A 26,745-nucleotide genomic window follows, 5' to 3' on the forward strand; every position below is an offset into this window, starting at 1 on the left:
GCGGCCTGCCTGGCTCGTCGGGCGTGTTGCAACGGTCAGAACCCGTAGACCGGGTCCCTGGGTGGTAGTTCTGGCGATCGGGCCTGCGCCCGGACTACCGGTTCCGGCTTCGCTCGAAGGCGGCCAGAATCGTTCGTTCCGATTGCACCAGATAATCCTCGAGCATGCGCGTCGCCTCATCGGTCTTGCCCGCGTCAAGGCGCCCGAGAACCGCTGCATTCATGTCCAGATAGGGCGAATGCAGAAGCTCCGGGTCGTTGAGCAGCCCGAAGGCCAGGCGCAACTCTGCTGATATCTGCGCATAAAACGCCGCCAGTCGCGGGCTGTCGGACAGCTCGACGATGGCCTTGTGAAACATCATGTTGGCGGTGCCCACGGCAATCCAGTCCTTGGCCTCACGCGCCTGCACGCCGGCCTCGACCGCATTGCGCATGTGCAGCACACCGGGATGCTGTGGATAAGCCTGGGCAATCGCCCCGCATTCGATGAAGCGCCGAATTCGGTAGATATCGATGATTGAAGCCATATCAGGCTTGGCCACGGTGACCCCTCGATTGGGTTCGTGGGTCAGCAGTCCTTCGCGGGTCAGCACTCTGAAGGCTTCTCTGAGGGTGTTACGGGAAATATCCAGACTCTCGGCCAGCGCGGCTTCCGAGAGGCGCTGACCGGGTACCAGCTCGCCCTCGACCAGCATTCTGCGAAGCTCAGTGGTGATCGATTCTCCGAGGGTGCGAGGGAGGGCAGAAGCAGCGTCGTTCATAAAGGGTCCAGAGAAAGAAAAGCCAGGTCGATATTCCACGACAGCTCATTGGCTGGCAAGGACGAAGGTCAGCAGATGCTTCATCAGGTAGCACATCTGAGTCCCCGCGTAACAACATGGTGCACATGGTTGATCCATATCACCAACATTGTTCAACAATATTCTCTTTATGTATCTACAACTTGGCGCTGTTTAAAGCCCTTTGGCATGCTCATTGCTCTGGCAGGTTACCTCTCATCTCAGGAATGCCGCCGTGACACAGACTGCCAATGAGTTCACCAAGGCGCGTCGCGCCTCATTGATCGCCGCGATCTTCATGATGGCAACGTCTGCCATCGGCCCAGGATTTCTGACCCAGACAGCCACTTTCACCGCGACCCTGGGGGCGGCGTTTGCCTTCGGCATTCTGGCGTCGATCCTGATCGACTTCGTGGTGCAGTTGAATGTCTGGCGCATCGTGACGCTGACCAGAATGCGCGCGGCCGATCTGGCCAACGCAGCGATCCCAGGCAGTGGTTATCTGCTCGCGGTACTGGTCATCTTCGGCGGTCTGGTGTTCAGTCTGGGCAACATCGCCGGTGCGGGCCTGGGCTTGAATGCGTTGACCGGTCTTGACCCCAAATGGGGGGGCGCCTTGAGTGCGCTGATCGCCATTGCGATCTTCTCGTCGCACCGTGCGGGTATTGCGATGGATCGCATCATGATGGTGCTGGGCACCTTGAAGGTCTGCCTGATTCTCTTCGCCGCCTTTGCCTCGCACCCGCCGCTGGGCGAGGCTCTGCGCCAGACGATCCTGCCGGATATGGTTGATTTCGCGGCCATCACCACCATCGTCGGCGGCACGGTCGGTGGCTATATCACTTACGCCGGTGCTCACCGCTTGCTGGATCGCGGCACCGTCGGGGTCGAGAACATCGATGTCGTGTCCAAGGCGGCGCTGACCGGTATTCTGGTCACCGGGGTTGTCCGTTACATACTGTTTCTGGCAATCCTCGGCGTGGTCGCCAGCGGCGTTGTCATCGATGTATCCGGCCAGGGCGCAAACCCTGCGGCCCAGGCGTTCACCGCTGCCGCTGGCAACTTCGGCCTGATCATGTTCGGCCTGGTGCTCTGGGCGGCCGGCATCAGCAGCGTGATCGGCGCGTCCTATACTTCGATGTCGTTCATCACGGTATTTTCCAAACGCATCACCGAGCGCGTGCGCAACCTTGCCACGGTCGGCTTTATCCTGATCACCGTGGTCGTATACGTCATGTGGGGCAAACCACCGGCTGCGCTGCTGGTGTTTGCCGGTGGCTTCAACGGCTTGATTCTGCCACTGGGCCTGAGCATTTTCATGTACGTCGGCTGGCGTCGGTCCGACATGATGGACGGCTACCACTACCCGCGCTGGCTATTGGTGCTGGGCGTGCTGACCTGTCTGCTGTCGTGGTACATGGCATTCAAATCGGCGGGAGCCATCTTTGCCTTCATCAATGCAGCCTGATTTCGGAGAATAAAAATGCCTGCAATAGACCTCAACAGTGATCTCGGTGAAAGCTTCGGCGCGTGGAGCATGGGCGACGACGAGGCGATTCTCGATGTGGTCAGCAGCGCCAATGTGGCCTGCGGTTTTCATGCTGGCGATCCGGCCGGCATCCTCCGTACCCTTGAGGCCGCTGCGGCCCGCGGCGTGGCCATTGGTGCGCATGTGGCTTACCCGGACCTCGTCGGGTTTGGCCGCCGCAATATGGATATCCCGAGCGACCAACTGACCGCCGACGTCATTTACCAGATCGGCGCGCTTCAGGGGCTGGCGCGCAGCGCTGGTACCAGCGTGACATACGTCAAACCCCACGGCGCGCTGTACAACACCATCGCTGGCGATCAGCGCCAGGCAGCGGCGGTCATTCAGGCGCTGCTGCGCATCGACCCTGCGCTGAAGCTGGTGTGTCTGGCTAATTCCCCGCTGCTCGGCTGGGCGCGGGAAGCCGGACTGGCGTGCGTCGCCGAAGCGTTCGCCGACCGCGCCTATACCGCTGAAGGCACGCTGGTCTCGCGCTCGCGGCCCGGTGCCGTGCTGCACGATGCCGAACGGATCGCCGAACGCATGTTGCGCCTGGTGCGCGACGGGGTTATCGAGACTGAAGATGGCCGCGAAATCAGCCTGCAAGCCGATTCTATCTGCGTACACGGCGACAGCCCGGGCGCGGTGAACATCGCCCGCATCCTGAAAGACCGTTTGCACGACGCAGGCGTTACCGTCCGCGCATTCAATAGGGGCTGATCATGAACAACACCTTGCAACACGCCCGTCAGGCGGCTATCGACGCACGTGCCCGCTATCGACAAGGGTTTGTCTCGCCTACCGCAGGTCAGGCTCCCGGTCTGACCCAGTGCAACATGATCACGCTGCCGCGCGACTGGGCCTATGACTTTCTGCTGTTCGCCCAGCGCAACCCGCAAGCCTGCCCGGTGCTGGATGTGACCGAGCCCGGCAGTTACACCACGTTGCTGGCCGAACAGGCCGACCTGCGCACCGACCTGCCGTTGTATCGGGTCTGGCGTGATGGGCAACTGGCTGAAGAAGTCAGCGACGCCAGCGAAATCTGGGCGCAGCACGGCGATCTGGTCAGTTTTCTGATCGGCTGCAGCTTCACCTTCGAAACCGACCTGATGAACGCCGGGATCGACGTGCGCCATATCAGCGAAGGCTGCAACGTACCGATGTACCGCAGCAATCGTGTCTGTCGACCTGCCGGGCGCTTGCAGGGAAACATGGTGGTTTCTATGCGGCCCATCGCTGCGGACCGGGTTGCCGAGGCAGCAAGGATCACCGGGCGCTACCCCGGCGTGCACGGCGCCCCGGTGCATGTCGGCGAACCTGAGCTGCTTGGCATCAAGGACTTGGCGCATCCGGACTTCGGCGATGCAGTGAGCATCAAGCCCGGCGAGATTCCTGTGTTCTGGGCCTGCGGCGTGACCCCGCAGGCGGTGGTCATGGCGTCTCGTGTGCCGTTCGCGATTTCCCATGCGCCGGGGCACATGTTCATTACCGATATTCCGGACAGCTACTACCACGTATAGGAGAGGCTCATGCGTTTCTACCCGGCCAACCTGGACGCGCTCCTGGTTGAACTGTCGAACCTGGACGAGACTCTGGCCCTGTTCGAATCGTTACAGCAGATGCCCATCGCAGGCGTGGAGGAAATCGTTCCGGCGGCCCGGACGCTGCTGGTGCATTTTCGTCCGTCTGGCATCGGTTTCGAAGGGCTGGCGGCGCAGATTGCCTCGCGTGACATTCGCGGCAGCGCTCGCGAGCCCGGCAAGCTGATTGAAATACCCGTGCATTACAACGGTGAAGACCTGGCTGATGTGGCCCGCGAGCTGGACATCAGCGTTGACGAAGTGATCAAGCGCCACACCGGTAGCGACTACAACGTTGCCTTCTGTGGCTTTGCGCCCGGTTTTGCCTACCTCAGCGGCGGTGCCGGCTTTGTCGTGCCGCGGCGCAGCACGCCGCGCACGCGCATTCCGGCTGGTGCAGTGGCGTTGGCCGGTGGTTTCAGCGGCATTTATCCACAGGCCAGCCCCGGTGGCTGGCAGATCATCGGCGTGACCCACTCAAAAATGTGGGATCTGGGCCGCGACGAGCCAGCCTTGCTTCAGCCTGGCTATCGCGTGCGCTTTCAAGACGCCGGTCCGCTGCCCGTGACCAGCGTTTCGGTGGCTGCGCCCGTTCGTCAGCAGGCGTCGACAATCACCGAAGACTATCTGCAAGTCGTTACGCCGGGTTTGCAGACCCTGTTTCAGGACCTGGGTCGTCCTGGTCGGGCAGGGCAGGGTGTTTCCGCATCGGGTGCACTGGATCGCGGCGCATTGCGTGCGGCCAATCGCGCAGTAGGCAACGAGCCGGGCACTGCTTGTCTGGAAATTCTCATGGGTGGCCTGACGTTTACCTGTCAGGGCCAGGCCGTGGTAGCGGTTACCGGTGCTCAGGCGCCTGTCGAGGTGCTGACGGCTGATGGCCAACGCATACAGCCGCCGCTTTACGCGCCGTTTTCGTTGCAGAGCGGCGATCAGGTGAGCATCGGTTCGCCCACCGCAGGCTTGCGCAGTTATCTGGCCGTGCGCGGCGGTTTTGTCCACGAGCCGGTGCTGGGTAGTCTGTCCACCGACACGCTGGCCCAGGTGGGGCCCGCAGCGCTGGCGGCGGGTGACCGGCTGGGCTTCAGGCGCAGAACCGGTGGTGCTGCGGTGTCGACTGGCGAACAACCGGCCTTCGATATGCCGCGCAATGATCAGGTCATTACGCTGGATGTGGTCATGGGGCCGCGCAGCGACTGGTTCACCGCCGAGGCTCAGGCGTTGCTTGCGCAGCAGACCTGGCTGGTCACACCGCAATCCAACCGGATCGGTATCCGCCTGGCAGGCGAGCAGTCGCTTGCGCGCGCCGTCAGTGGCGAACTGCCCAGCGAGGGCACCACGGTCGGTGCCATTCAGGTGCCGCCCAGTGGCCAGCCGGTACTGTTTCTGGCGGACCACCCGTTGACGGGCGGTTACCCGGTCATCGGCGCAGTCGCTACCTATCACTTGGACAAGGCCGGGCAGATTCCGGTCAATGCCCGCATTCGTTTCAACCCGCTGAGCGCCTTCGAGCCAGTGCGCTCCGCCACTTCAGACGAGACCAATAACAGATGAAAAAGGTTCTGATTGCCAACCGTGGCGAAATTGCCGTGCGTATTGCCCGCGCCTGCCGTGACTATGGGGTTGCCTCGGTGGCCGTGTATGCCGATGCCGATATCGACGCGCTGCATGTGCGTCAGGCCGATGAAGCCTACGGGCTGCAAGGTGAGCGCCCGACCGACACCTATCTGAACATCGAAAAGCTGCTGGCAGTCGCTGCTCGTGCCGGTGCCGACGCGGTTCACCCAGGTTATGGCTTCCTCTCGGAACGCGCCGACTTTGCCCGCGCCGTAATCGACGCCGGCCTGACCTGGATCGGCCCGGACCCTGCAACCATCGACGCGCTGGGCGACAAGGTGCAAGCCCGGCGCATCGCTTTGAAAGTCGGTGCGCCGCTGGTAGCCGGTACTGAAAACCCGGTGAAAGATGCTTCTGAAGTGCTTGCGTTCGCCGAGCAGTACGGCCTGCCGATTGCCATCAAGGCGGCATTTGGCGGCGGCGGTCGAGGCTTGAAGGTGGCCTGGAAGCTGGATGAAGTCAGCGAACTGTATGAGTCTGCCGTACGCGAGGCAGTAACCGCGTTCGGTCGTGGCGAGTGCTTCGTCGAACGCTTTCTGGACCGTCCTCGTCATATCGAAGCGCAGATCATCGCCGACCGCCACGGCCGCGTAATCGTTGTCGGCACCCGCGACTGCTCGCTGCAACGCCGCAATCAGAAGCTGATCGAAGAAGCGCCAGCGCCTTACCTGACCGACGAGCTGCGCCAGCGCATCCACGATTCGGCCCGTGCGGTTTGTGCCGAGGCAGGCTATGTCGGTGCCGGTACGGTGGAATTCCTGCTCAGTGGCGACGGCACCCTGTCATTCCTGGAGGTCAACACACGCTTGCAGGTCGAACACCCGGTGACTGAAGAAACCAGCGGTGTGGATCTGGTCATCGAACAACTGCGCGTGGCCGACGGCCTGCCGCTGTCATTCGACGGTACGCCTGTACCGCGCGGCCACAGCTTCGAATTCCGCATCAACGCCGAAGATGCAGGCAACGGCTTCCTGCCGACCCCGGGCACCATCGACGTGTTTCAGCCACCGTCCGGACCGGGCGTGCGGCTGGACACCGGCGTGACAGAAGGCTCGCGAGTGTCAGCGAACTTCGATTCGATGATCGCCAAACTGATCGTCACCGGCGCAACCCGCGAACAGGCCATCAGCCGCGCCCGCCGTGCGTTGGCCGAGTTCAAGGTGGAAGGCGTGGCCACCGTGCTGCCGTTCCATCGGGCGGTCATGGACCATGATGACTTCACGGCGTCCAATACCTTTGCCGTCCACACCCGCTGGATCGAAACCGACTTCGCCGAACACGTGACCCTCGCACCGCGCAGCGCTGCGCCAGTTGATGCAGGTGTGCTGCGCACCTTCGTCGAAATCGACGGAAAACGCCACGAACTGGGCCTGCCCGCTGCGCTGCTGCGTGGCATGAGCCTGAATTCGGCTGCACCAGCTGACGCTAGCCAGCCAGTTGCCGATGCCCCGGACCCGCACGCAGTGCTGACCCCGGTTGCGGGCAACCTGCATGCCTGGGCGGTTGAGGACGGAGCGACGGTAGAAAAGGGGCAGGTGATCGCGATCATGGAGGCGATGAAGATGGAAACATCGATATTGGCGCCGTGTGCCGGAACCGTGCAGATCAGCAAGGAGCCTGGCGGGTATCTGGAGGCGAAGGTGGTGATTGGTCGGGTTGAGGCCTGATTTCATTGCAATCGCGCGTCAACCGGGCGGTTACCCGATTGACGCGTGCTGTTGCAGAAAATAATCGCCTCAGTCCAGCCGCAACTCAGGCGGCTCGGGCGCATCCTTGGTCGCCGGGGCCACTTTGGTGTTTACCGGTTGCAGCGTTGTTTGCCCGGTCGGGGCACCGGTTTTGTCGCTTGGCTCGGCGGGCACCAGCTTGTATTCCAGGCCCTGGGTGTTCTTGAGGTAAATCTCCATCTGGCGGAACGAGATGTTGATGTGCTGCTTCTTGAACTCGCGATTGATGAAGCGGTTGATCTCGTCCAGCACCGGGTTGCGGTCGCCCAGGTCGCGGACGTGCATGCGCAGTTCGTGGTCGAGGGTGCTTTCGCCGAAGTTCAGGAAGTAAACGATGGGCTCTGGTTCCTTGAGCACCCGAGGGTTTTCCCGAGCGGCTTGCAGCAGCAGGGAGCGCACCAGGTCCAGGTCCGAGCCGTAATCGACGCCCAGCTTGAGCGTTACGCGGGTGACGGTGTCGGTCAGCGACCAGTTGATGAGCTGGCCGGTGATGAAGGTCTTGTTCGGGACGATGATGTCCTTGCGATCGAAGTCGGTGATGGTCGTGGCGCGGATGCGGATCTTGCTGACCGTTCCCGAGAGTGCGCCGATGGTGATGGTGTCACCGATCCGCACCGGACGTTCGAAGAGGATCATGATGCCGGAGATGAAGTTGGCGAAGATCTCCTGCATACCGAACCCGAGCCCTACCGACAGCGCCGCGACCAGCCACTGCAATTTGTCCCAGCTCACGCCCAGCGTCGACAGCGTGGTCACGAAGCCGACACCGGCGATGGTGTACGACAGCAGCGTGGTTGTCGCGTAGGCACTGCCTTGCGCAAGGTTCATGCGTGACAGCACCAGCACTTCCAGCAGACCCGGCAGGTTGCCGGCGAGCACGAAGGTGATGACGATGATCACTCCGGCACCGAGGAAGTCGCTCAGGCTGATCGGCACCATGCTCATGTTGGCACCGGTGCCGCTGGTGTATTCGTAGAGAATGATGTTATCGAGATAGGCGAACACAGTAATCAGCTCGGCCCAGACCAGATACAGCGCGCCGACGAATCCGGCCAGCAGGGCCAGGCGAATCAGGCGCAGCGACTGCTGGTTGACCTGTTCGATGTCCAGCTTCGGCTCTTCGACCGGAATGTCGCTGTCGCCGTTTTCCCGGGCTGCCTGACGCTTGGCCAGCGCGCGCTGATAGGCCAGACGCCGGGCGGCGACGCTCAGGCCGCGGACGAAGGTCGCCTCGACCATCAGCCAGATCATCATCAGGTACAGAGTGTCGATCAGACGGTCGCTGAGCTTGAGCGCGGTGTAGTAGTAGCCAAAGCAAACCGCCAGGAAGAGCGCGACCGGCAATGCCGTGAACACCACGCCGACAGTCTTGCGGAACAGCGAGGCGTTATGGTGCGTGGGGCTTGAAATCAGCAGGCGAGCGAGCAGCCAGGTCATCAGCGCGTAGCAGGTCAGGACCACGCCGATCCCCAGTACATCGTCGGCCAGTGCCGCAGGCTGGTGTTCAGCAACGGCCACCACCGCCACCAGGGCCAGAACGACCAGCCCGAGGCGACGCACCCAGCCACGCAGGAACTCGACCTGCGCCGTTTCCCAGCGGAAATGCAGTTGGGCAACGCCAGATGGGGCGAGTACGCGGTAGGCGGTGTAGAACACCAGCCAGGCGAGGGCGATCTGCAACAAGGCCTCGCCCAGATTGGCGTTTTGCCCGCGTGCATCGATTTGCAGGGCATAGCCGCACAGCGCCAGGCCCAGCGCCACAGGCATTGCCAGCAGCACGTTGATCAGCAGCGCCAGTGGCGTTTTCCATTGGCTGTCACGTTTGAAGTGGCCGATGTCGGCATGCAGGCGATTCAGCTTCTGATACAGCGCCTTGCGCCGCCAGGTCAGTACGCCGATCAACAGCAACAGGGGCAGGAACAGCAGCGGTCGCTGAGTCAGGCCGTCTGACAGCTCGCTCAGGCTGGATGTCCAGGGCAGGGTGGCGATCTGCTTTTGCAGGCGCGGCCAGATATTCTGAAACCATTCCAGGTCCAGCGGCTTGTTGCTGGGGATCCAGAACATCTGCTCGTCGAGTGTGGCGCGCAGTCCCTGAGCGGTGCTGGTCAGCTGCTTCTGGTTCAGTTGCAGCGTGATGGACTCGTTGAGCAACGCGCTCAGCTCGCGATTGAGGCGCTCCAGCAAGTCGCTGCGGGTGATTGCCAGGTCCAGCAGCGTACGGCGCAGTTGCGGGGTAATGTTTTCAGGCGGTTGAGTGGCGAGCAGCTTTTCGACATAGGCGGTCGGCGTGCTCATCTGCTCGCGTTGCTGGTTGATGTCGAACTGATACAGGCGGATGTTGGCGATTTCGTCGGCCAGGCCCTTGTCCAGCTCCAGGTGCGGCAACGCCTGCTTCTGCTTGTAGAGAATCTTGGACAGCAGCAGGCTACCGCTCAGCACGTTGATCTGCTCGCTGAGGGCTTGATCGGTCTGGGTCAGGTTGTCCAGTTGCTGCTTGGTCTTGAGGTTCTGCTGGGTCAGCTCGTTGAGGCGGTCGGTGCCGCGCAGCAGGTAGTCAGACAGTTTGAGGTTAGCGGCGCTTTCGGTCGCCAGCAGGCTGCTGCCACCGGACTTTTGCGCTTCCAGGGACAGGTCGGCGACCGTTTTCTGCGATTGGGCGCGACGCTTGTCGTTGATCAGGGTCTGCAGGTCCTGAATTTCCTGTTCCTGGCGCGCGACCTTTTCGGTCAGCAAGTCATGCTGGCTATTGCCCAGGTCCTGCAACTGGCTGTTACCGGCCAGTTCCTGACGGCGCAGCAGGTTGAGGGCGTTGATCGAGGCCAGTTCTGCATTGAGCAGATTGCGCTGGTCGGCGCTCAGGGTCTTGCCATTGTCCTTGCCGCTCTTGAGGATGGCGTTGATCTGCTGGATACGCGTCTGATTGGCGCTGATTTCAGTCTGCGCCCGCTCAGGCCGGGTCTGCGCGGTGATGGCCAGGCTGTTGGCGTCGTTGAGTTCGCTTTGCAGGTCGCTTTGCTGGGTACTGCGCTGGCTGAGAAGCTGCTCCAGTTGTGGCACATCAAGGCCGCCGTAGCGCTGGGCGACGGGTACCACTTTGCTTTCTTTCAGGCGGGCCAGCTCGCGCTGGTTTTCCGAGGTCTGTTTTGGCGCCTGGGCCAGTTGTTGCTTGAGCGCTTCGAGTTTCTGCTCGCTGTCCTTCTTGCTGGCGAGAAAAGCCAACGTTTGCTCGAGTACCTGTTGCAGCGCTTTCTGCTCGGCATCAGGCAGCTTGCGATCAGCAATCTTGTCGAGGCTTTGCTGCACGGCATCGCTGCTGGGCGGGTCGGCGGCGAGCGCCGGGAAGGTGGACAGGCAAAGCGCAAACAGTGCGGCAGCACAAATGGAACGCAGGGAAAACATAGACACCGGTCGCATGATGATACGTGTGGATTGGCAGTTTAAAGGAACAGTCCGGGGCCCGGGCGGGTTCCTTCGGGGAATTTGACGCCCACTTTCTGGATCTTGTTCCCGTCCATGACGGCAACTGTCCAAATAGTTCCATTCCATTCAATCTGGTCGCCCACCACTGGCTCGCCGCGGTTCTTCTGCACGATGAACTGGCTGAGTGGCATTCCGGGGTCAATGCCATCGAGTTTCAGGCCATACAGGGCCGCGACTTCACCCAGCCGTGCATCGCCTTCAAGAACGAAGTCGCCGAAGAAGCGCAGGTCCAGGCCACGTTGCGGTGCCTGGCTGAACAGTTTGCCCAATGCCGGAAGATCATGTTCGTGACCGATCACACAGAGCAGGTCGCCCACTTCCAGCGTCGTACTGCCGGACGGGTGGAGCAACTGCTGGCCCCGGAACAGCGCGGCAATACGCGTGCCTTCAGGCATTTTTAGCTCACGCAGCGCTGCACCGATGCACCACTTTTCAGCGCCCAGACGGTAGACGAACAGCTCCCATTCACTGGTGACGTGCACCTCCAGCGCGGCTCGGGAAATAGGCGCAGGGTCAGGCGGAACCGTCACTTTCAACAGTTTGGCCACCCACGGCAGGCTGGTGCCTTGCAGCAACAGCGAGACCAGTACGATGAAGAACGCCAGGTTGAAGTACAGCTGCGCATTGGGCAGCCCGGCCATCAGCGGGAACACGGCGAGAATGATCGGCACCGCGCCGCGCAGGCCGACCCAGGCGATAAAGGCTTTTTCGCGGCCATGGAAGGCCTTGAACGGCAGCAGGCCGACCATCACCGACAGCGGGCGTGCCACCAGAATCATCCACAGCGCCAGGCCTAGCGCCGGTATTGCAATCGGCAGCAGGTCGTGGGGCGTGACCAGCAGGCCCAGCACCAGAAACATGCCGATCTGTGCCAGCCAGGCCATGCCGTCGAGCATGTGCAGGATGCCGTGGCGGCTGCGGATCGGCCGGTTACCCAGCACCAGACCGCACAGGTAGACCGCGAGAAAGCCGCTGCCGTGAATCGCGTTGGTCAGGGCAAAGATCGCAAGCCCCCCGGCAATCACCAGAATAGGGTACAGGCCGGCCGCCAGATTGATGCGGTTGACCAGCTGAAGCAGGATCCAGCCGCCGCCCAGGCCGATGAAACTGCCGATGCCGAACTCCTGAATCAAATGCCCCAGCAGCCCCCAGTGCAAGCCGGTCTGACCGCTGGCCAGCATGCCGATCAGGGTGACGGTCAGGAACACGGCCATAGGGTCGTTGCTGCCCGATTCTATCTCAAGGCTGGCGGTGACCCGCTCGTTCAGGCCTTTGCCGCCCAGCAGGGAGAACACCGCAGCGGCGTCTGTGGAGCCGACGATCGCGCCGATCAACAGGCCCTGAATGACGCTGAGATTGAACAGCCAGGCAGCCACCATGCCGGTCAGTACGGTGGTGATCAGCACGCCCACCGTTGCCAGCGACAAGGCAGGCCACAGCGCAACCCGGAAACTGGCCACCCGTGTGCGCAGCCCGCCGTCGAGCAGGATCACGGCCAGCGCAAGGTTGCCGACCAGGTAGGCGGTAGCGTAGTTGTCGAAGATGATCCCGCCGCCATCCACGCCCGCCACCATGCCCACGGCCAGGATGATGACCAGGATCGGAATACCCAGGCGTGATGAAAGAGAGCTGACCAGGATGCTTGCGGCTACCAGCAACGCGCCGATCAGGAACAGGCTGTTGATGGTGGTGGCGTCCAAGGGCGGTACTCCGTAGAAAACTGAATTGAAGCGAGAGGGGCGAAAACTGACCATGCAGTCCGCGTGCCAAGCGATTTAACCTGTTGAATTGCTTGGCTGTCAAAGATCAATTTCCGGCGGATCACGCAGATTCGGCGTTCCAGAGCACGTGACTCGTCGCAATCTGGCGGTCGACACAGACGTATATGCCGCAAGCCAAGCCTTCTTGCGGCCTGTTGTCGAGCTTCAGCTATAGAAGGTTTTCATCATGGACGATGAAATTGCAGAAATAAGAAGGGCGGAAATCCGTTCGGCGATAAGCGGGATCCGCATGCAGAGTTCTGGAGGCGGGCGAGCAAATACTTTCGGTCGCGATTACTTCCGGCCGAACCCGATCAATCTGCAGTCACCCGCCGCCTTTGCTGTTCGGGCCTCTGACTGAATCAGTTCACGTGCCTGCCTGCGCAGGGTCGCGTTATAAATAGTTAGTGCCACGTATGCCGTAAGGAGTGATTACGTGCATGACTTCTCTCATACAGGAAGAAGTCATGACGACCCAATCTCTGAAAATACCTAAAACCGATCAGCAACTGCTGCGTGAACGCGCGAAGCAATTTGTTTTCGACTACCCCGATCTGCACGATCTGGCCTATAGCGTAGTCAGCAAGATCATGCTTCAGCACACGCAAAAGGTGTTTAACCCTGACAAGGTCTATTGGCATCGTTTCGGCAGCGCAAGCAGCAGTCCGCGTACATTTACCGGCTGGCAACATTCCGGCAAACCGCTGCAATCGATGACGTTGATCGAACTGCTCATGCAGAACTTCAACGCCCACGACCAAGAGGCCAGTGATGAGCTTTCCCTTTACGGCGGTTTTTATACCGACGGTCCGGATCATGAGGTGTTCGACGAGCGCAACGAGGTGCCCATGCTACCGCAGACTTTGCTGGCAGAAATGTGGACGCTGGATTTCAGCTCGCTGTACACCCGCCGCATGGAGCGTTTCTGGAGTTCGCACAGTGAGAATTTTTGCATTCTGGCCAAAGCGCACTATTTGGTTGCAGCCGGTAATTGCCTGCGCAAAGGTCAGCTTTCGCCAGACGACTTCAAGCACGTCACTCGATTCGTCGTCACTGATCCCTCGCAGCCTGCGACGCTGAAGGCCTTGCGGGACTCGCCCTTGGTAACGCCTGGCCTTTCGGTGCATACGCTGGATATCAACGGCGTCAAGACTTACGACATGCTGCGTATCGTTATCGCTGATGGCCGGGAAGTGATTTACCGGCCTGATGCCGAGCAGCCTTTTCAGGTGTTCGAAAACGAACGCGCGCTATACAACTGGCTCAAGGGGCAGTTCGCGAGCGAGCAGGCGGGTAAGGCACTGACAGGCAATTTCCTGCGCGGCGAGGCGGCACGAACACAGGACAGCGTCAGGTTTGCGCGCGGAGTCAGTGAATTGCTCGCGCATGACTGGCGTGCCGATGTCCGACTTATCAATCAATCCCGGGCACCCATCGTGGGTGATCCCTTTATTTATCTGCGTGATATCGCGCGTCAGGTCATGACCGCCGACGCGCATCAGTTGCTGACGTCCAACGCCGATCTGCGCAAGCAGATGTGGATCGGTTATCTAAGTGCCTTCATGCAGGCTTTTGGCGGCCTAGCCGCGTTGGGGTGGCCCGTTGCTCTGACGCTGGTTGGCGCAGGCCTCGCCAATACCGGGTTGAACATTGATCAGGCGGTCAATGGCAAGACCCCGGCGCAACGTCGCGCTGGTGTATTGGGTGCCATTATCAACACCCTTTACCTGCTTTTTAATCTGCCGCTACTGATGTCCATTCGTGCCATGCCTGAGCGTATTCCATTAGTGCGGGCGGATGTCGTGTCGCTCCCCAGTGAAGTTGTGGAGAGTGGCGTGATTGTCGATCCGCTGGAAAACATGGAAGGCAACCTGCTGCTGGACAGCCTCACGCCCTCAGCCGAGGAAGGCAGGTTTCGTGGCGTTTACTCGTTGGGCAATGGCGAAACCTGGATCAAGCTTGCGCGGTTGCCGTACCGCGTGATGTTCAGTGAGCAACAGCAGTGCTGGTTTATCGTTGACCCTGACAATCCTTTTGCGTTCGTTGGCAGTAAGCCGGTTCGCTTGGGGCTCGACGGAGAATGGACGCTGATTCAATCACCTGGCTTGCAGGGTGGCTCGCCTATGGATCCGCAGGTGCCGTCTACCAGCTCATCAGTCCCGCCAGGAAAACCTTATGCAACAGTGCATTCAACGTTCTGGGACAGGTACCTGCAAACGGACATATTCAATGAGCAATATTATGCAGAAAGAGCCCTGACTCGTCAGAAAGAGGTCATGGATATCTGGGAGCCAGCCACGGACGATGTTCTGGAGTCTGACTCTTCACCCGAAGGCGATGAAGTGTACCGGGACCCGTGGCACGGTAAACACAGGGTGTTCAAGCTGGGCGAGGACGACTATTACGGCGCTAACATCATGCTCTATACCCAGGAGGATACGGTGTTCAATCGATTCCTGCGTACAGGCGAACGTAGGGGCCCCAACCAGGTAAGGTTCATTGAGCGTCTTGCCGATGACATCCAGGTGGTGGGCTATAGCAATGATGTCGAGTTGTATCGGGGTGGCAGCGGTGATCGGGGCACCTCGGGTGCCGTGTTCCGTAGCGGGCAGATCAAGGTTGGCGATGTGCTGGTCAATACCGATATCACTTCGTTCAGTGAAAACCCCTATGTGGTCAGCGCGTTCGCCAGCAGTCGAGCCGGTGCCCCTACTAATGCGGTGATTGGGCCGATAACGTTCGATGATACTTCGGTGGTCTTTGTTTTGCCCAAAGGACGGTATTTGAGGGCCACGCCGATCGCGCCATTTTCAGCCTCGCCCGATGAGGCCGAATCGATCTTTTTGCCCGGTTGTTATTTTCAGATCGAGAGTATCGAAGAAGTGGTCGGCGATTTTTATCGTCTCATGAAAGTCCAGATGCAGGAGGTCGATCGCCCGGTTCAGGGAAGAGCGCTTTACGATATGCGCACGGGCGAGCCATTCAGTCGAGAGCAATACGCGCTCAAGTTGGGGGCAGATGCCAAGGTATTGGTCGACCGGTTCTTTCCACAGAACCCGATGACTGACCTGTTCAGCCCTCACTGACCAAGCGCCGCCCGGTTTTATTTAAAACCAGTCATCGCGCATAGCGAGGCAGGTGTCATCGCGGTTCTCCAGAATGCTCAGCTCGTGATGGCAGCCCGGTAATTCCCATGTCAGGAAGTAGCGGGCAGCTTGCAGCTTGCCCTTGTAGAAGTCGCTGTCAGACGAATGACCTTTGCCCAGACCTTCCTCGGCGCGAATCGCCTGTTCCAGCCAGCGCCAGCCGATGATGGTGTGGCCGAATACCTTGAGGTACAGCGCCGAATTGGCCAGCGTACTGGTGATTCTGCCTTGCGCCAGATCGGTCAGCAGGCCGAGGGTGACAGCCTGCACATGAGTGACCAATTGCTCCAGAGGTTGGCGCAGCTCATGAAGTGAGTCATAAACCTGCGCCCGCTCGCATGTATCGGATATCAGGCGCAGCAGTTGCTTGAGGCCGGTGCCGCCGTTCTGCGCCAGCTTGCGGCCAAGCAGGTCCAGCGACTGAATGCCGTGAGTACCTTCATGAATCGGATTAAGCCGGTTGTCGCGGTAGTACTGCTCAACAGGGTATTCGCGGGTATAGCCATGACCGCCTAGAACCTGAATCGCCAGCTCGTTAGCCTTCAGGCAGAACTCCGAGGGCCATGACTTGACCACCGGAGTCAGCAGGTCCAACAGTTCATGGGCATGCTTGCGGGCGTCTTCGGTTTCTCCGGTCTGTGTGTCGTCGAACAGTCGTGAGGCATACAGGCACAGGTCGAACGCGCCTTCTACATACGCTTTCTGGATCAGTAGCATGCGCCGCACGTCGGCGTGCTGAATGATCGGAACAGGCGTGCTCTCGGGGCTCTTGCTGTCGGGCAGCCGACCTTGAGGTCGGTCGCGGGCATAATCCAGAGAATACAGATACCCCGAATAGCCGAGCATGACCGCGCCCAGGCCGACGCCGATGCGTGCTTCGTTCATCATCTGGAACATGTAACTCAAACCGTGATGAGGCTTGCCGACCAGATAGCCGACACACTCACCGTTATCGCCGAAATTCAGCGCGGTAGAGGTAGTGCCTTTCCAGCCCATCTTGTGAAACAGGCCAGCCAGCAGCACATCGTTGCGCTTGCCGAGGCTGCCGTCGTCGTTGACCAGAAACTTGGGCACGATGAACAGCGAGATACCTTTGACCCCGCCAGGCGCATCCGGCAGTTTTGCCAATACCATGTGCACGATATTTTCCGAAAGCGCGTGATCACCACCCGAGATGAAAATCTTGTTGCCACGCAGCCGGTAGGTGCCGTCGTCTGCCGGTTCGGCGCGGGTGCGGATGTCTGACAGCGACGAGCCTGCGTGTGGCTCGGTCAGCGCCATGGTGCCGAAGAAGCGCCCCTCGATCATCGGTTGCAGAAAGCGCTGTTTTTGTTCGTCGTTGCCAAAACTCTCAATCAGATTCGCCGCGCCCATGGTCAGGAACGGGTAGGCCGTGGTTCCGACATTGGCTGCCTGAAAGTGGGCAAAGCAGGCCTGTGACAGTAGGGTCGGCAACTGCATGCCGCCCGCTTCAAAATCACGCGATGCATTGAGAAAACCAGCGGCGAGAAACGCATCCACCGCAGGCTTGACCTCGGGGATCAGAATCGCTTCGCCATTTTCATAGCGCAGCTCGTTTTCGTCAGCCTTGCGGTTGTGCGGCGCAAAATACTTTTCCGCGATAGTACGCGCCGTCCCCAGCGCTGCATCGAAGGTTTCCCGCGAATGCTCGGCAAACCGCTCACGCCGCGTCAGCCCTTCGGCGTCCAGCACTTCATACAGCTCGAAAGCCAGGTTTCGGGAACTGAGCAGCGACTCGGACATGATGGCGTACCTATTCTTGGAATGGCTCAAGTCTAGGTCGGGTTGAGGGGGGAGGGTAGCAAGATTGATTCGGGTGATGGTCGAGCGTGTGCGGGGGGTATCGAGAGCGGACGCGAAGCGTCCAGAGCATGGGAACGGTCGGTGTTTTTCAGACACCTTTCGTTCCGCACGCTCCAGCGTGGGAAGGCCTTTCTTGACGCCCTGCGTCATCTGTTACCTAGCGGCATCAGCCGATCGTCATCAGGCTCGCATTGCCACCCGCCGCCGCAGTGTTCACGCTCAATGCCCGCTCTATCACCAGGCGTTCCAGCGGCACGTTGGTTTCGCCGTGGGACAGGCCGTTGACGCCGACTATTGCGCCGCTGCGCTGGGCGATCTGCTGGCAGATGGCGCGTAGCTGATCGGAATCGCCGTGGTGCAGGACGGCGTCGATAGCGACTTCGTCCTTGGTCCAGTCAGGGATCAGCTTGATGCGTGCCTGAACGTCCTTTGGCAGACGAGCGCGCAATGGCTTGCTGATGTCTGTTTCCGGCCAAACGGCAGAGCTGCCGACAGCCAGCACGGCCGCCAGTTGAATCAGCAGGTCGTTCTCGTCATCCGCCAGGCAAAGCACGTGTTCACGCGGCAGAATCGCATAGCTGTTGCGCTCGCCGGTCGGCCCCGCCAGCTGGCGAGTGATGCCGCTTTGCGATTGCTCGGCGTATTGGCTGCACAGGGCATCCAGATCGCTTTGCTGGTTACTGGCTGCCCAGGTCTTCAAGGCTTGCAACGGTTTGTTGAGGATGTCACGCAGGCGGGTGTCCGGAGCAGACAGTGCATCACTGCGCACGAACGATTTCTCGATGGCATCCTGCGGACGCGTCGACAGCAGGCGGTACAGGTACAGCGGGCCACCGGCTTTAGGGCCGGTGCCGGACAAGCCTTCGCCGCCAAATGGCTGGACGCCCACCACAGCACCGACGATGTTACGGTTTACATAGACGTTGCCTGCGTTGACGTTGTCGATGACCTTGGCGATGGTCTCGTCTATACGGGTATGAACACCAAGGGTCAGGCCGTAGCCGGATGCATTGATCTGGTCTATCAGCAGGCCCAGTTCCTTGCGCTTGTAGCGCACCACGTGCAGCACCGGGCCGAAGATTTCGCGTTGCAGCTCATCGAAGCTTTCCAGCTCGATCAGGGTCGGCATCACGTAAGTGCCACGCTTGAGCTCCGTGCTATCGGCAATGGCCACCTGATAAACCGTACGGCCTTTGTCGCGCATGGCCTGGATGTGTTTTTCGATACCCGCCTTGGCCTCGGCATCGATCACCGGGCCGATGTCCACGGACAGGCGCTCCGGGTTGCCGAGGCGGCTCTCGGCCATCGCCCCCTTGAGCATTTCGATGACGCGGTCGGCAGAGTCTTCCTGCAGGCACAGCACGCGCAGTGCCGAGCAACGTTGCCCGGCGCTGTCGAACGCCGAAGAAACCACGTCAATGACAACCTGTTCGGTCAGCGCCGAAGAGTCGACGATCATCGCGTTCTGACCGCCGGTTTCGGCGATCAACGGTATGGGGCGGCCCTGCGAGTCCAGGCGACCCGCCACGTTGCGTTGCAGCAGGCGGGCGACTTCAGTGGAACCGGTGAACATCACGCCTTTGACGCGTTCGTCGCCGACCAGCCCGGCACCTACGGTTTCACCGCGCCCCGGTAACAATTGCACCACGCCTTCCGGGATACCGGCTTCAAGCAGCAGGCGCACAGCCTGGGCGGCAATCAACGGTGTTTGCTCGGCCGGTTTGGCCAGCACCGGGTTGCCCGCAGCCAGTGCAGCAGCGACCTGACCGCTGAAAATTGCCAGCGGGAAGTTCCACGGGCTGATGCAGACCACCGGCCCCAGCGGACGATGGGCGTCGTTGGTGAAATCATTGCGCGCCTGTACGGCGTAGTAACGCAGGAAGTCGACGGCTTCGCGCACCTCGGCGATGGCGTTGGCGAAGGTCTTGCCCGCCTCGCGGACCAGCAGGCCCATCAAGGGCTGGATGTCGCTTTCCATCAAATCGGCAGCACGTTCCAGAATTGCGGCGCGTTCGGCAGGCGGTGTTGCCTGCCAGATCGGGCCAGCGCTCAAGGCGCACTGGATGGCGTTCTCGACATCCTGCAGCGAGGCTTCCTGAATATGACCGACCACATCACGCAGGTCCGATGGGTTCAACGCGGCAGTCAGTGTGCCTGCGCTGGCCGGGCAGCCGAGCATGGGGGCAGCTTTCCAGTCATTGTGCGCTGTGGCGAGCAGGGCCGAGGACAGCGAAGCCAGACGATGCTCGTTGGCCATGTCGATGCCGCTGGAGTTGGCGCGCTCGGTGCCATACAGGTCGCGCGGCAGCGGAATGCGCGGGTGCGGCAAGCCGAAACCGCCTTCCTGTGTTGCCATGCGTTCGATCTGGCTGACCGGGTCGGCCACCAGTTCCTGAATGGAGATCGAATGGTCGGCAATCCGGTTGACGAACGACGTGTTGGCACCGTTTTCCAGCAGACGACGGACCAGATAGGCCAACAGCGTTTCATGCGTGCCGACCGGAGCGTACACGCGGCATGGACGGTTCAGCTTGCCGTCTGCGACCTTGCCTACGACCTGCTCGTACAAAGGCTCGCCCATGCCGTGCAGGCACTGGAACTCATACTGACCTGGGTAATAATTCTGCCCGGCGATCTGGTAAATAGCCGCCAGGGTGTGGGCGTTGTGTGTGGCGAATTGTGGATAAATGACTTCTGGTGCCGCCAGCAGCTTGCGGGCACAGGCGATGTACGAGACGTCGGTGTACACCTTGCGCGTGTACACCGGATAGCCTTCCAGACCTTCGACCTGGGCGCGCTTGATCTCGCTGTCCCAATACGCGCCCTTGACCAGACGGATCATCAGGCGGTGACGGCTGCGCCGAGCCAGATCGATCACGTAATCGATCACATAAGGGCAGCGCTTCTGGTAAGCCTGAATTACGAAGCCAATGCCGTTCCAGCCAGTCAGCTGCGGTTCGAAGCACAGGCGCTCGAGCAGATCCAGTGACAGCTCCAGACGATCAGCCTCTTCGGCATCGATGTTCAGGCCGATGTCGTACTGCTTGGCCAGCAGGGTCAGCGACAGCAGGCGCGGGTACAGTTCTTCCATCACGCGCTCGTACTGGGCGCGGCTATAGCGCGGGTGCAGTGCCGACAGCTTGATGGAAATGCCCGGGCCTTCGTAGATACCGCGGCCGTGGGAGGCCTTGCCGATGGAGTGTATGGCCTGCTCGTAGGACGCGAGATACTTCTGCGCATCATGCTCGGTAAGCGCCGCTTCACCCAGCATGTCGTAGGAATAGCGGAAGCCCTTGGCTTCAAAACGGCTGGCATTGGCCAGGGCTTCGCCGATGGTTTCGCCGGTGACGAACTGCTCGCCCATCAGGCGCATGGCCATGTCGACGCCCTTGCGGATCATCGGTTCGCCGCTCTTGCCGATGATGCGGCTCAGTGAAGAAGTGAGGCCTGCCTCATTGTGAGTGGCGACCAGCTTGCCGGTCAGCAGCAGGCCCCAGGTGGCAGCGTTGACGAACAGCGAGGGGCTGTTGCCCAAGTGCGGCTGCCAGTTGCCGTTGCTGATCTTGTCGCGAATCAGGGCATCGCGCGTGCCCTTGTCCGGAATGCGCAGCAACGCCTCGGCCAGGCACATGAGTGCAACGCCTTCCTGCGAGGACAGCGAAAATTCCTGCAACAGGCCTTGAACAATGCCAGCGCGGCCGCCAGCACTTTTCTGGTTGCGCAGCTTTTCGGCAATAGACGCGGCCATCTTGTTGGTGGCTTCGGCAACAGGTGCAGTCAGGCGCGCCTGCTCCAGCAGCATCGGCACCACTTCCTGCTCGGGGCGGCGGTAGGCGGAGGTGATGGCCGCCCGCAATACCGACTGCGGTTGAATGCTCTCGGCGAAATCCAGGAAGCATTGCAGGCCTGTGTCTTCCGCCACTTCGCCTCGGTCTTCGCTGTCTTTGCCAGTCGCGCCATTGAGCTCCAGCAAGGTTGCACCACTCTCCAGTTTTTCCAGGTAATTGAAAATTGCCTGCTTGATCAACCAGTGCGGTGTGCGGTCGATCGAATGGGCGGCGGCTTTCAATCGCTCGCGGGTCGGGTCGTCAAGTTTGACGCCTAGAGTAGTGGTGGCCATGTGTTGTCCTCATTATAGCCACGCAACGGTGGCATCGGCTTTGGCGAAGATTAGCGCTGTGACGGGGTCAGGTGCAACCGAGTGCAACCCTGTTTCGATAATATTTTGTGACATTCCCGGCAAGTGACCCGCGAGAGTGCTGCTTTGCTCAGAGCTGGTGCGCGATTGTTTGTAGAGAGGGTCGAAAACGCCCTAAAATGGCGCAGAAAAACGCCTTTATTGGTTTTTTTGTAACAGGTGCAACTTGCACGTTGAAATGGGTTGCACCTTGTTTGGTTTGTTTAATAGGATTCATTCCCGCGGTGCAACCGCCAGTCATTGATTGCCGATCCTTGCGGAGCGATCAGTCAACGCGGTGTCGGGTGCAAAAGCACGGATGCGCCGAATATCGGTCGCTATTCCCTTTGGCATCGGGTGCCAACATAAAAACAATGCCAAGGCAGAACTCATGAGTGTCAGTAACCCTACCTTGATCACGTTTGTGATCTATATAGCGGCAATGGTCTTGATCGGCCTGATGGCCTATCGCTCTACCAACAACCTTTCGGATTACATCCTCGGCGGGCGCAGCCTGGGCAGCGTGGTAACAGCGCTTTCAGCAGGGGCCTCGGACATGAGCGGCTGGCTGTTGATGGGGTTGCCGGGGGCTATCTATATGTCCGGCCTGTCGGAAAGCTGGATCGCCATTGGTCTGATCATCGGCGCCTACCTGAACTGGCTGTTCGTGGCCGGTCGTCTGCGTGTGCAGACAGAGCACAACGGTGACGCGCTGACCCTGCCGGATTACTTCAGCAGCCGCTTCGAAGACAACAGCGGCCTGCTGCGCATCATCTCGGCCATCGTGATTCTGGTGTTCTTCACCATCTATTGCGCCTCGGGCATCGTTGCGGGCGCGCGTCTGTTTGAAAGCACCTTCGGCATGTCCTACGAAACCGCCCTGTGGGCCGGCGCTGCGGCTACCATTGCGTACACCTTCGTCGGTGGTTTTCTGGCCGTGAGCTGGACCGACACCGTACAAGCCACGCTGATGATCTTCGCCCTCATCCTGACGCCGATCATCGTCCTGCTGGCAACAGGCGGGGTCGATACCACCTTCCTGGCCATTGAAGCGAAAGATCCGACCAGCTTCGACATGTTCAAGAACACGACCTTCATCGGCATCATTTCCCTGCTTGGCTGGGGACTGGGTTATTTCGGTCAGCCGCATATCCTGGCGCGCTTCATGGCGGCTGATTCGGTCAAGTCGATTGCCAGCGCCCGACGCATCTCTATGGCCTGGATGATCCTGTGCCTTGGCGGTACTGTGGCGGTAGGCTTCTTTGGTATCGCTTACTTCTCCGCGCACCCGGATGTGGCCGGGCCGGTGACCGAGAACCCGGAGCGGGTCTTCATCGAACTGGCCAAGCTGCTGTTCAATCCATGGATTGCCGGTGTATTGCTGTCGGCCATTCTGGCTGCGGTGATGAGTACGCTGAGTTGCCAGTTGCTGGTGTGCTCCAGCGCGCTGGCCGAAGACTTCTACAAGGCTTATCTGCGCAAGGGGGCTTCGCAGCTTGAGTTGGTGTGGGTCGGGCGTGCGATGGTGTTGCTGATCGCTGTCATTGCCATTCTGCTGGCCGCCAATCCCGAGAATCGCGTACTGGGGCTGGTGAGCTATGCCTGGGCAGGGTTTGGCGCTGCATTCGGCCCTGTGGTGCTGATATCTGTGCTGTGGAAAGGCATGACGCGCAATGGTGCGCTGGCTGGGGTAATAGTCGGCGCTGCGACTGTCGTACTCTGGAAGCAGTTCAGTACCCTTGGCCTGTATGAAATCATCCCGGGTTTCATCCTTGCCAGCATTGCCATCGTGGTATTCAGTCTGATCAGCAAGCCTGCGTCCGCGTCCATGCAGACACGTTTCCTGGCGGCTGAGCAGGAGTTCAAAGCCAACCGCTGATAATGCTGCTTGAATAACCGATGAAATGAAAAGCGGCCCGCACTTTCTGCAAGTGCGGGCCGTTTTTTTGATCGTTTGATTCAAGGCCTGCGTGCGACTCAGCTCTTGTTGTGATCAATATCCAGATTATAGAACGTGGCCTTGCCGCCTTCCGAGGTATACCCGGTGTTGTCCTGGGTATAAACACCGGCTTTGAAATACAAAGGCTTGTCGCGCCAGGTCTCGCTGATGCGCTTGCTCCAGTCGGTGTCGTTGACACTGACAGTCAATTTTCCACCCTTGCTCAGGTGAATGACGTAACTGAATGTCTGATTGAGCTTCACACCTTCGACTATCTTATAGACCTTGCTTTCGTCGTCATCGAAACGATTGCGAACTTTCGCAACGATGTCTCCGGTCTTGGTGTCTTCCTTGTATTGATACTCGACTTTCAGAAGAGGCTCGGTGCTCTCGTAGGCATGTATCTGGCCGATCACGATCTTGCCGGAAGAGGGCACCTGATCGACTTCCAGTTTAGCGTTCAGATAGTTGTCCGCGTCGGGATATACCCAATTGTGCAGTGATCCATCTGACCATGTTTCCCGTAACTCGCTGCGCGAATATTTAGCGTTTTCGGTTTTGGTCCCGGTCACCGGAGACCAGAACACAATGGAGTCCGATTTTGATTTGAAGTATTTGCCGTCATAACCCTTAACAAGCTGAGCGGTGGTAATGGTTTTGGGGGGTGAGCCCACTGGAATGCTGAGTTGGTACGATCCGAGATCGATCATGTTCAATCCTTCCGCGCATGTCTGTTTGCTACCAAGGGGGGCCTCTAGCAAGAGGGTTTGAGCGAGTTTTATACGGATTGTAGGGCGATTTGTTAATTAAAAGTTGTCGAACCAATGACGTCAAAGTGCTGTCACTTTTCCTGCAGAGCAGAGTGTGCACGGCGTACAGGGAATGACCGTTAGTCGGGTAGATCGAACTTTGATGGTAGGGAAGGGGTGCCTTGCTTCTGCTTTTTGCGAGACGGGGCTAGAGTTATTCCAAAGTATGACGGTCGTCCTGAAACCCAGGCGTCATGCCCACATAGAGAAGCAGCATGGAACGCGTGCCAACACAGCCACACGATGGCTCTTCGGTTTTACTGGTTGTAGACGATTACCCGGAAAATCTGGTGACGATGTGCGCTGTTCTGCAAAGAACGGACTGGCATATTGTGACTGCGAGTTCAGGCATCGAAGCATTGACGGTACTTCTTGAGCAGGAAGTCGATCTGGTTCTGCTGGATGTGCAGATGCCGGGCATGGACGGCTTCGAAGTCGCCCGGCTAATGCGAGGCAGTCAGCGCACCCGTCTGACGCCGATTATCTTTCTCACGGCCAATGAGCAGACTCAGGATGCCGTGCAGAAGGGGTATGCGAATGGCGCGACGGATTACCTGTTCAAACCCTTCGACCCGAACGTTCTCAAGCCCAAGGTGCAGACCCTGCTTGAGCAGCAGCGTAACCGTCGTGCGCTGCAACAGCTCTCGCTGGAGCTTGAATCGGCCCGAGCGTTCAACGCGTCAGTGCTGGCCAACGTCGCCGAAGGCATTCTGGTCGTTGATGAGGCGGGCACCATCAGTTTTGCCAATCCCGCCATCTGCCAGTTGTTGAGCGCTTCGGTCGATCAACTGCGCGGTACGCAAGTGCTGGATTACATTATCGAACCGCAAGTGGGCGACTGGCTGGAGTCTGGCTTCTACAAGCACTATCGCAAGGCCGACACCTACCGGGTGCACGATGCCGTTCTGCGTACCGCACAAGGTACACAGTTGCCGGTTGCCTTGTCTTGCGCGGCGCTGCCTGCGGAGCAGAAGGCGATGGTGATGACGGTTCTGGATATGTCGGTAGTCCGTGATCTTTATCAGCAACTTGAAAAACAGGCCGTTACCGACGCTTTGACAGGCCTGCTCAATCGCCGCGGGCTTTATCAGGCCGTTGAAGGCATGCTCCTGCGAAAGGAGCAGACAGACAAATACCTGGTTGTGCTGTTCATGGACCTGGACGGCTTCAAGCAGATCAATGATGCGCTGGGTCATGACGCCGGTGATCAGGTATTGCTCTGGGTCGCCGAGCAGTTCAAGGACAGCATGCGCCCCTATGATGTTCTGGCGCGCATTGGCGGCGACGAATTCACGGTCGTGATCGATGGGCTTGATTACCCCGAACAGGCGGCCAAAATCGCCGAAAAGCTCATTGAACGGGTGTCGGGAAGACGCCAGGTCGACGGTGTCGATATCACCTTGGGTGCCAGTGTCGGTATTGCGACCTTTCCGGACTGCGGCTCGAATCTGGACGGTTTGCTGCGTGCGGCAGATATCGCCATGTACGAGGCCAAGCGTGCAGGGCGTCAGCAATACCGGTTCTACGACCAGAACATGAACGGACGCGCCCGCTCACGGCTGATGCTTGAGGAAAGCGTGCGCACGGCCATCGATGGCAAGGATTTTTCGGTGGTGTACCAGCCCCAGGTCCACGTTGCGGATGGCCGCCTGCGTGGTTTCGAAGCGTTGTTGCGCTGGCAGCATCCGGCGGTCGGCGAGGTACCTCCTGCACTGTTCATTCCCTTGCTTGAAGAGACCAGGTTGATCAACCGGCTAGGCAGCTGGATTTTCGATCAGGGTGCCGAACAGCGTCAGGCGTGGAGTCGGGTGTTTGCTGCCGATGTGGTACTGAGTGTCTGTGTCAGCCCCACGCAATTCTGCATGCCCAACCTGGCTTCGGAGCTGAAGCGTGCCATGGATCGCTTCGAGCTCAAACCAGGGCAGATCGAGGTGGAAATCACTGAAAGCTCTCTGGTGCATAACCTTACGCATAGCCATAAACAGCTGAAGTTGCTGCATGACGTCGGCGTGCGTATTGCGCTGGACGATTTCGGGACCGGCGAATGCTCGCTGTCGCACTTGCGCAATCTTCAGCTAGACACCTTGAAGCTGGACAGGCGTTTTGTCGCCAACATTGTCGAGTCCAGGCGCGAGGCGGCGATGGCCAGCAGCATCATCGACCTGAGTCGCAACCTCGATATGCTGGTTATTGCCGAAGGGGTCGAGACCCCCGAGCAATACCAGTGGCTGGCGGACAACGGCTGTCAGGTCATGCAGGGCTTTCTGATCGCGCATCCGATGGTGCCCGAAGACGCGCTGCGCTTCCCCGGGCACTTTGAGGTGGCAGGCTTGAGATCGAGTGGATTGCTGTAGAATGGCGTCTTTCGTCATCATGCAAA

General features: G+C 59.7%; 15 protein-coding genes. 9 read left to right on the forward strand and 6 right to left on the reverse strand.

All coding sequences use genetic code 11. The features are described from left to right. Window positions 1-94 precede the first annotated feature (94 nt). Window positions 95-760, reverse strand: a complete 666-nt coding sequence (locus RYB66_RS25510; RefSeq protein WP_005778794.1) for a GntR family transcriptional regulator — start codon at window positions 758-760, stop codon at window positions 95-97. A gap of 253 nt (window positions 761-1,013) precedes the next feature. Between RYB66_RS25510 and RYB66_RS25515 the strand changes: the two genes are divergently transcribed. Genes RYB66_RS25515 through RYB66_RS25535 form a run of 5 tightly spaced genes read left to right on the forward strand, consistent with a single transcriptional unit; the run spans window position 1,014 to window position 7,170 of the window. Beyond that, the gene (locus tag RYB66_RS25515; protein ID WP_002551747.1) at window positions 1,014-2,246 is read left to right on the forward strand and encodes an NRAMP family divalent metal transporter; all 1,233 of its coding nucleotides are present in this window, start codon (window positions 1,014-1,016) and stop codon (window positions 2,244-2,246) included. A 15-nt stretch (window positions 2,247-2,261) separates the two neighbouring features. Next, window positions 2,262-3,026, forward strand: coding sequence for a LamB/YcsF family protein (locus RYB66_RS25520; RefSeq protein WP_057401762.1), 765 nt, complete (start codon window positions 2,262-2,264; stop codon window positions 3,024-3,026). Between the two features lie 2 nt (window positions 3,027-3,028). After that, the gene (locus RYB66_RS25525; RefSeq protein WP_002551749.1) at window positions 3,029-3,826 is read left to right on the forward strand and encodes a putative hydro-lyase; all 798 of its coding nucleotides are present in this window, start codon (window positions 3,029-3,031) and stop codon (window positions 3,824-3,826) included. A 9-nt stretch (window positions 3,827-3,835) separates the two neighbouring features. Continuing rightward, window positions 3,836-5,440 (forward strand): 5-oxoprolinase/urea amidolyase family protein, encoded by a 1,605-nt coding sequence (locus RYB66_RS25530; RefSeq protein WP_316895782.1) that lies wholly within the window; start codon window positions 3,836-3,838, stop codon window positions 5,438-5,440. Beyond that, window positions 5,437-7,170, forward strand: a complete 1,734-nt coding sequence (locus RYB66_RS25535) for an acetyl/propionyl/methylcrotonyl-CoA carboxylase subunit alpha (protein ID WP_316895785.1) — start codon at window positions 5,437-5,439, stop codon at window positions 7,168-7,170. Before RYB66_RS25530 ends, RYB66_RS25535 begins: the two co-directional genes overlap by 4 nt. Before the next feature lie 69 nt (window positions 7,171-7,239). Here RYB66_RS25535 and mscK read toward each other — a convergent pair whose 3' ends face one another. Beyond that, window positions 7,240-10,629, reverse strand: a complete 3,390-nt coding sequence (mscK, locus tag RYB66_RS25540; protein WP_054083575.1) for a mechanosensitive channel MscK — start codon at window positions 10,627-10,629, stop codon at window positions 7,240-7,242. Window positions 10,630-10,667: 38 nt separating this feature from the next. Then, window positions 10,668-12,410 carry a potassium/proton antiporter gene (locus RYB66_RS25545; protein WP_002551752.1) on the reverse strand — a complete coding sequence of 581 codons (1,743 nt, stop codon included), beginning with the start codon at window positions 12,408-12,410 and terminating at the stop codon, window positions 10,668-10,670. 247 nt (window positions 12,411-12,657) lie between these two features. Between RYB66_RS25545 and RYB66_RS25550 the strand changes: the two genes are divergently transcribed. Together RYB66_RS25550 and RYB66_RS25555 are read left to right on the forward strand one after the other, a co-directional pair. After that, window positions 12,658-12,831, forward strand: coding sequence for a hypothetical protein (locus tag RYB66_RS25550; protein WP_164513093.1), 174 nt, complete (start codon window positions 12,658-12,660; stop codon window positions 12,829-12,831). A 79-nt stretch (window positions 12,832-12,910) separates the two neighbouring features. Beyond that, window positions 12,911-15,556: a dermonecrotic toxin domain-containing protein gene (locus RYB66_RS25555; RefSeq protein ID WP_316895790.1), complete on the forward strand. Its 2,646-nt coding sequence runs from the start codon at window positions 12,911-12,913 to the stop codon at window positions 15,554-15,556. A gap of 21 nt (window positions 15,557-15,577) precedes the next feature. Here the strand turns inward: RYB66_RS25555 and RYB66_RS25560 are convergent, their stop codons facing one another. Beyond that, the gene (locus RYB66_RS25560; protein ID WP_316895792.1) at window positions 15,578-17,380 is read right to left on the reverse strand and encodes an acyl-CoA dehydrogenase; all 1,803 of its coding nucleotides are present in this window, start codon (window positions 17,378-17,380) and stop codon (window positions 15,578-15,580) included. 226 nt (window positions 17,381-17,606) lie between these two features. Continuing rightward, window positions 17,607-21,560: a trifunctional transcriptional regulator/proline dehydrogenase/L-glutamate gamma-semialdehyde dehydrogenase gene (gene putA / locus RYB66_RS25565; RefSeq protein WP_005743047.1), complete on the reverse strand. Its 3,954-nt coding sequence runs from the start codon at window positions 21,558-21,560 to the stop codon at window positions 17,607-17,609. A gap of 448 nt (window positions 21,561-22,008) precedes the next feature. Here putA and putP point away from each other — a divergent pair, with 448 nt between their 5' ends. Then, window positions 22,009-23,496 carry a sodium/proline symporter PutP gene (gene putP, locus RYB66_RS25570; RefSeq protein WP_316895795.1) on the forward strand — a complete coding sequence of 496 codons (1,488 nt, stop codon included), beginning with the start codon at window positions 22,009-22,011 and terminating at the stop codon, window positions 23,494-23,496. A gap of 98 nt (window positions 23,497-23,594) precedes the next feature. Here putP and RYB66_RS25575 read toward each other — a convergent pair whose 3' ends face one another. Further along, window positions 23,595-24,266 carry a polysaccharide lyase family 7 protein gene (locus tag RYB66_RS25575; protein ID WP_005743045.1) on the reverse strand — a complete coding sequence of 224 codons (672 nt, stop codon included), beginning with the start codon at window positions 24,264-24,266 and terminating at the stop codon, window positions 23,595-23,597. Between the two features lie 314 nt (window positions 24,267-24,580). Here RYB66_RS25575 and RYB66_RS25580 point away from each other — a divergent pair, with 314 nt between their 5' ends. Further along, on the forward strand, window positions 24,581-26,719 hold the full coding sequence (locus RYB66_RS25580; RefSeq protein ID WP_004654469.1) for an EAL domain-containing protein: 2,139 nt from the start codon (window positions 24,581-24,583) through the stop codon (window positions 26,717-26,719). The last annotated feature ends 26 nt before the right edge of the window (window positions 26,720-26,745 follow it).

The organism is Pseudomonas syringae group sp. 243L2 (genome assembly GCF_032587875.1).
Classification (GTDB): domain Bacteria; phylum Pseudomonadota; class Gammaproteobacteria; order Pseudomonadales; family Pseudomonadaceae; genus Aquipseudomonas; species Aquipseudomonas amygdali.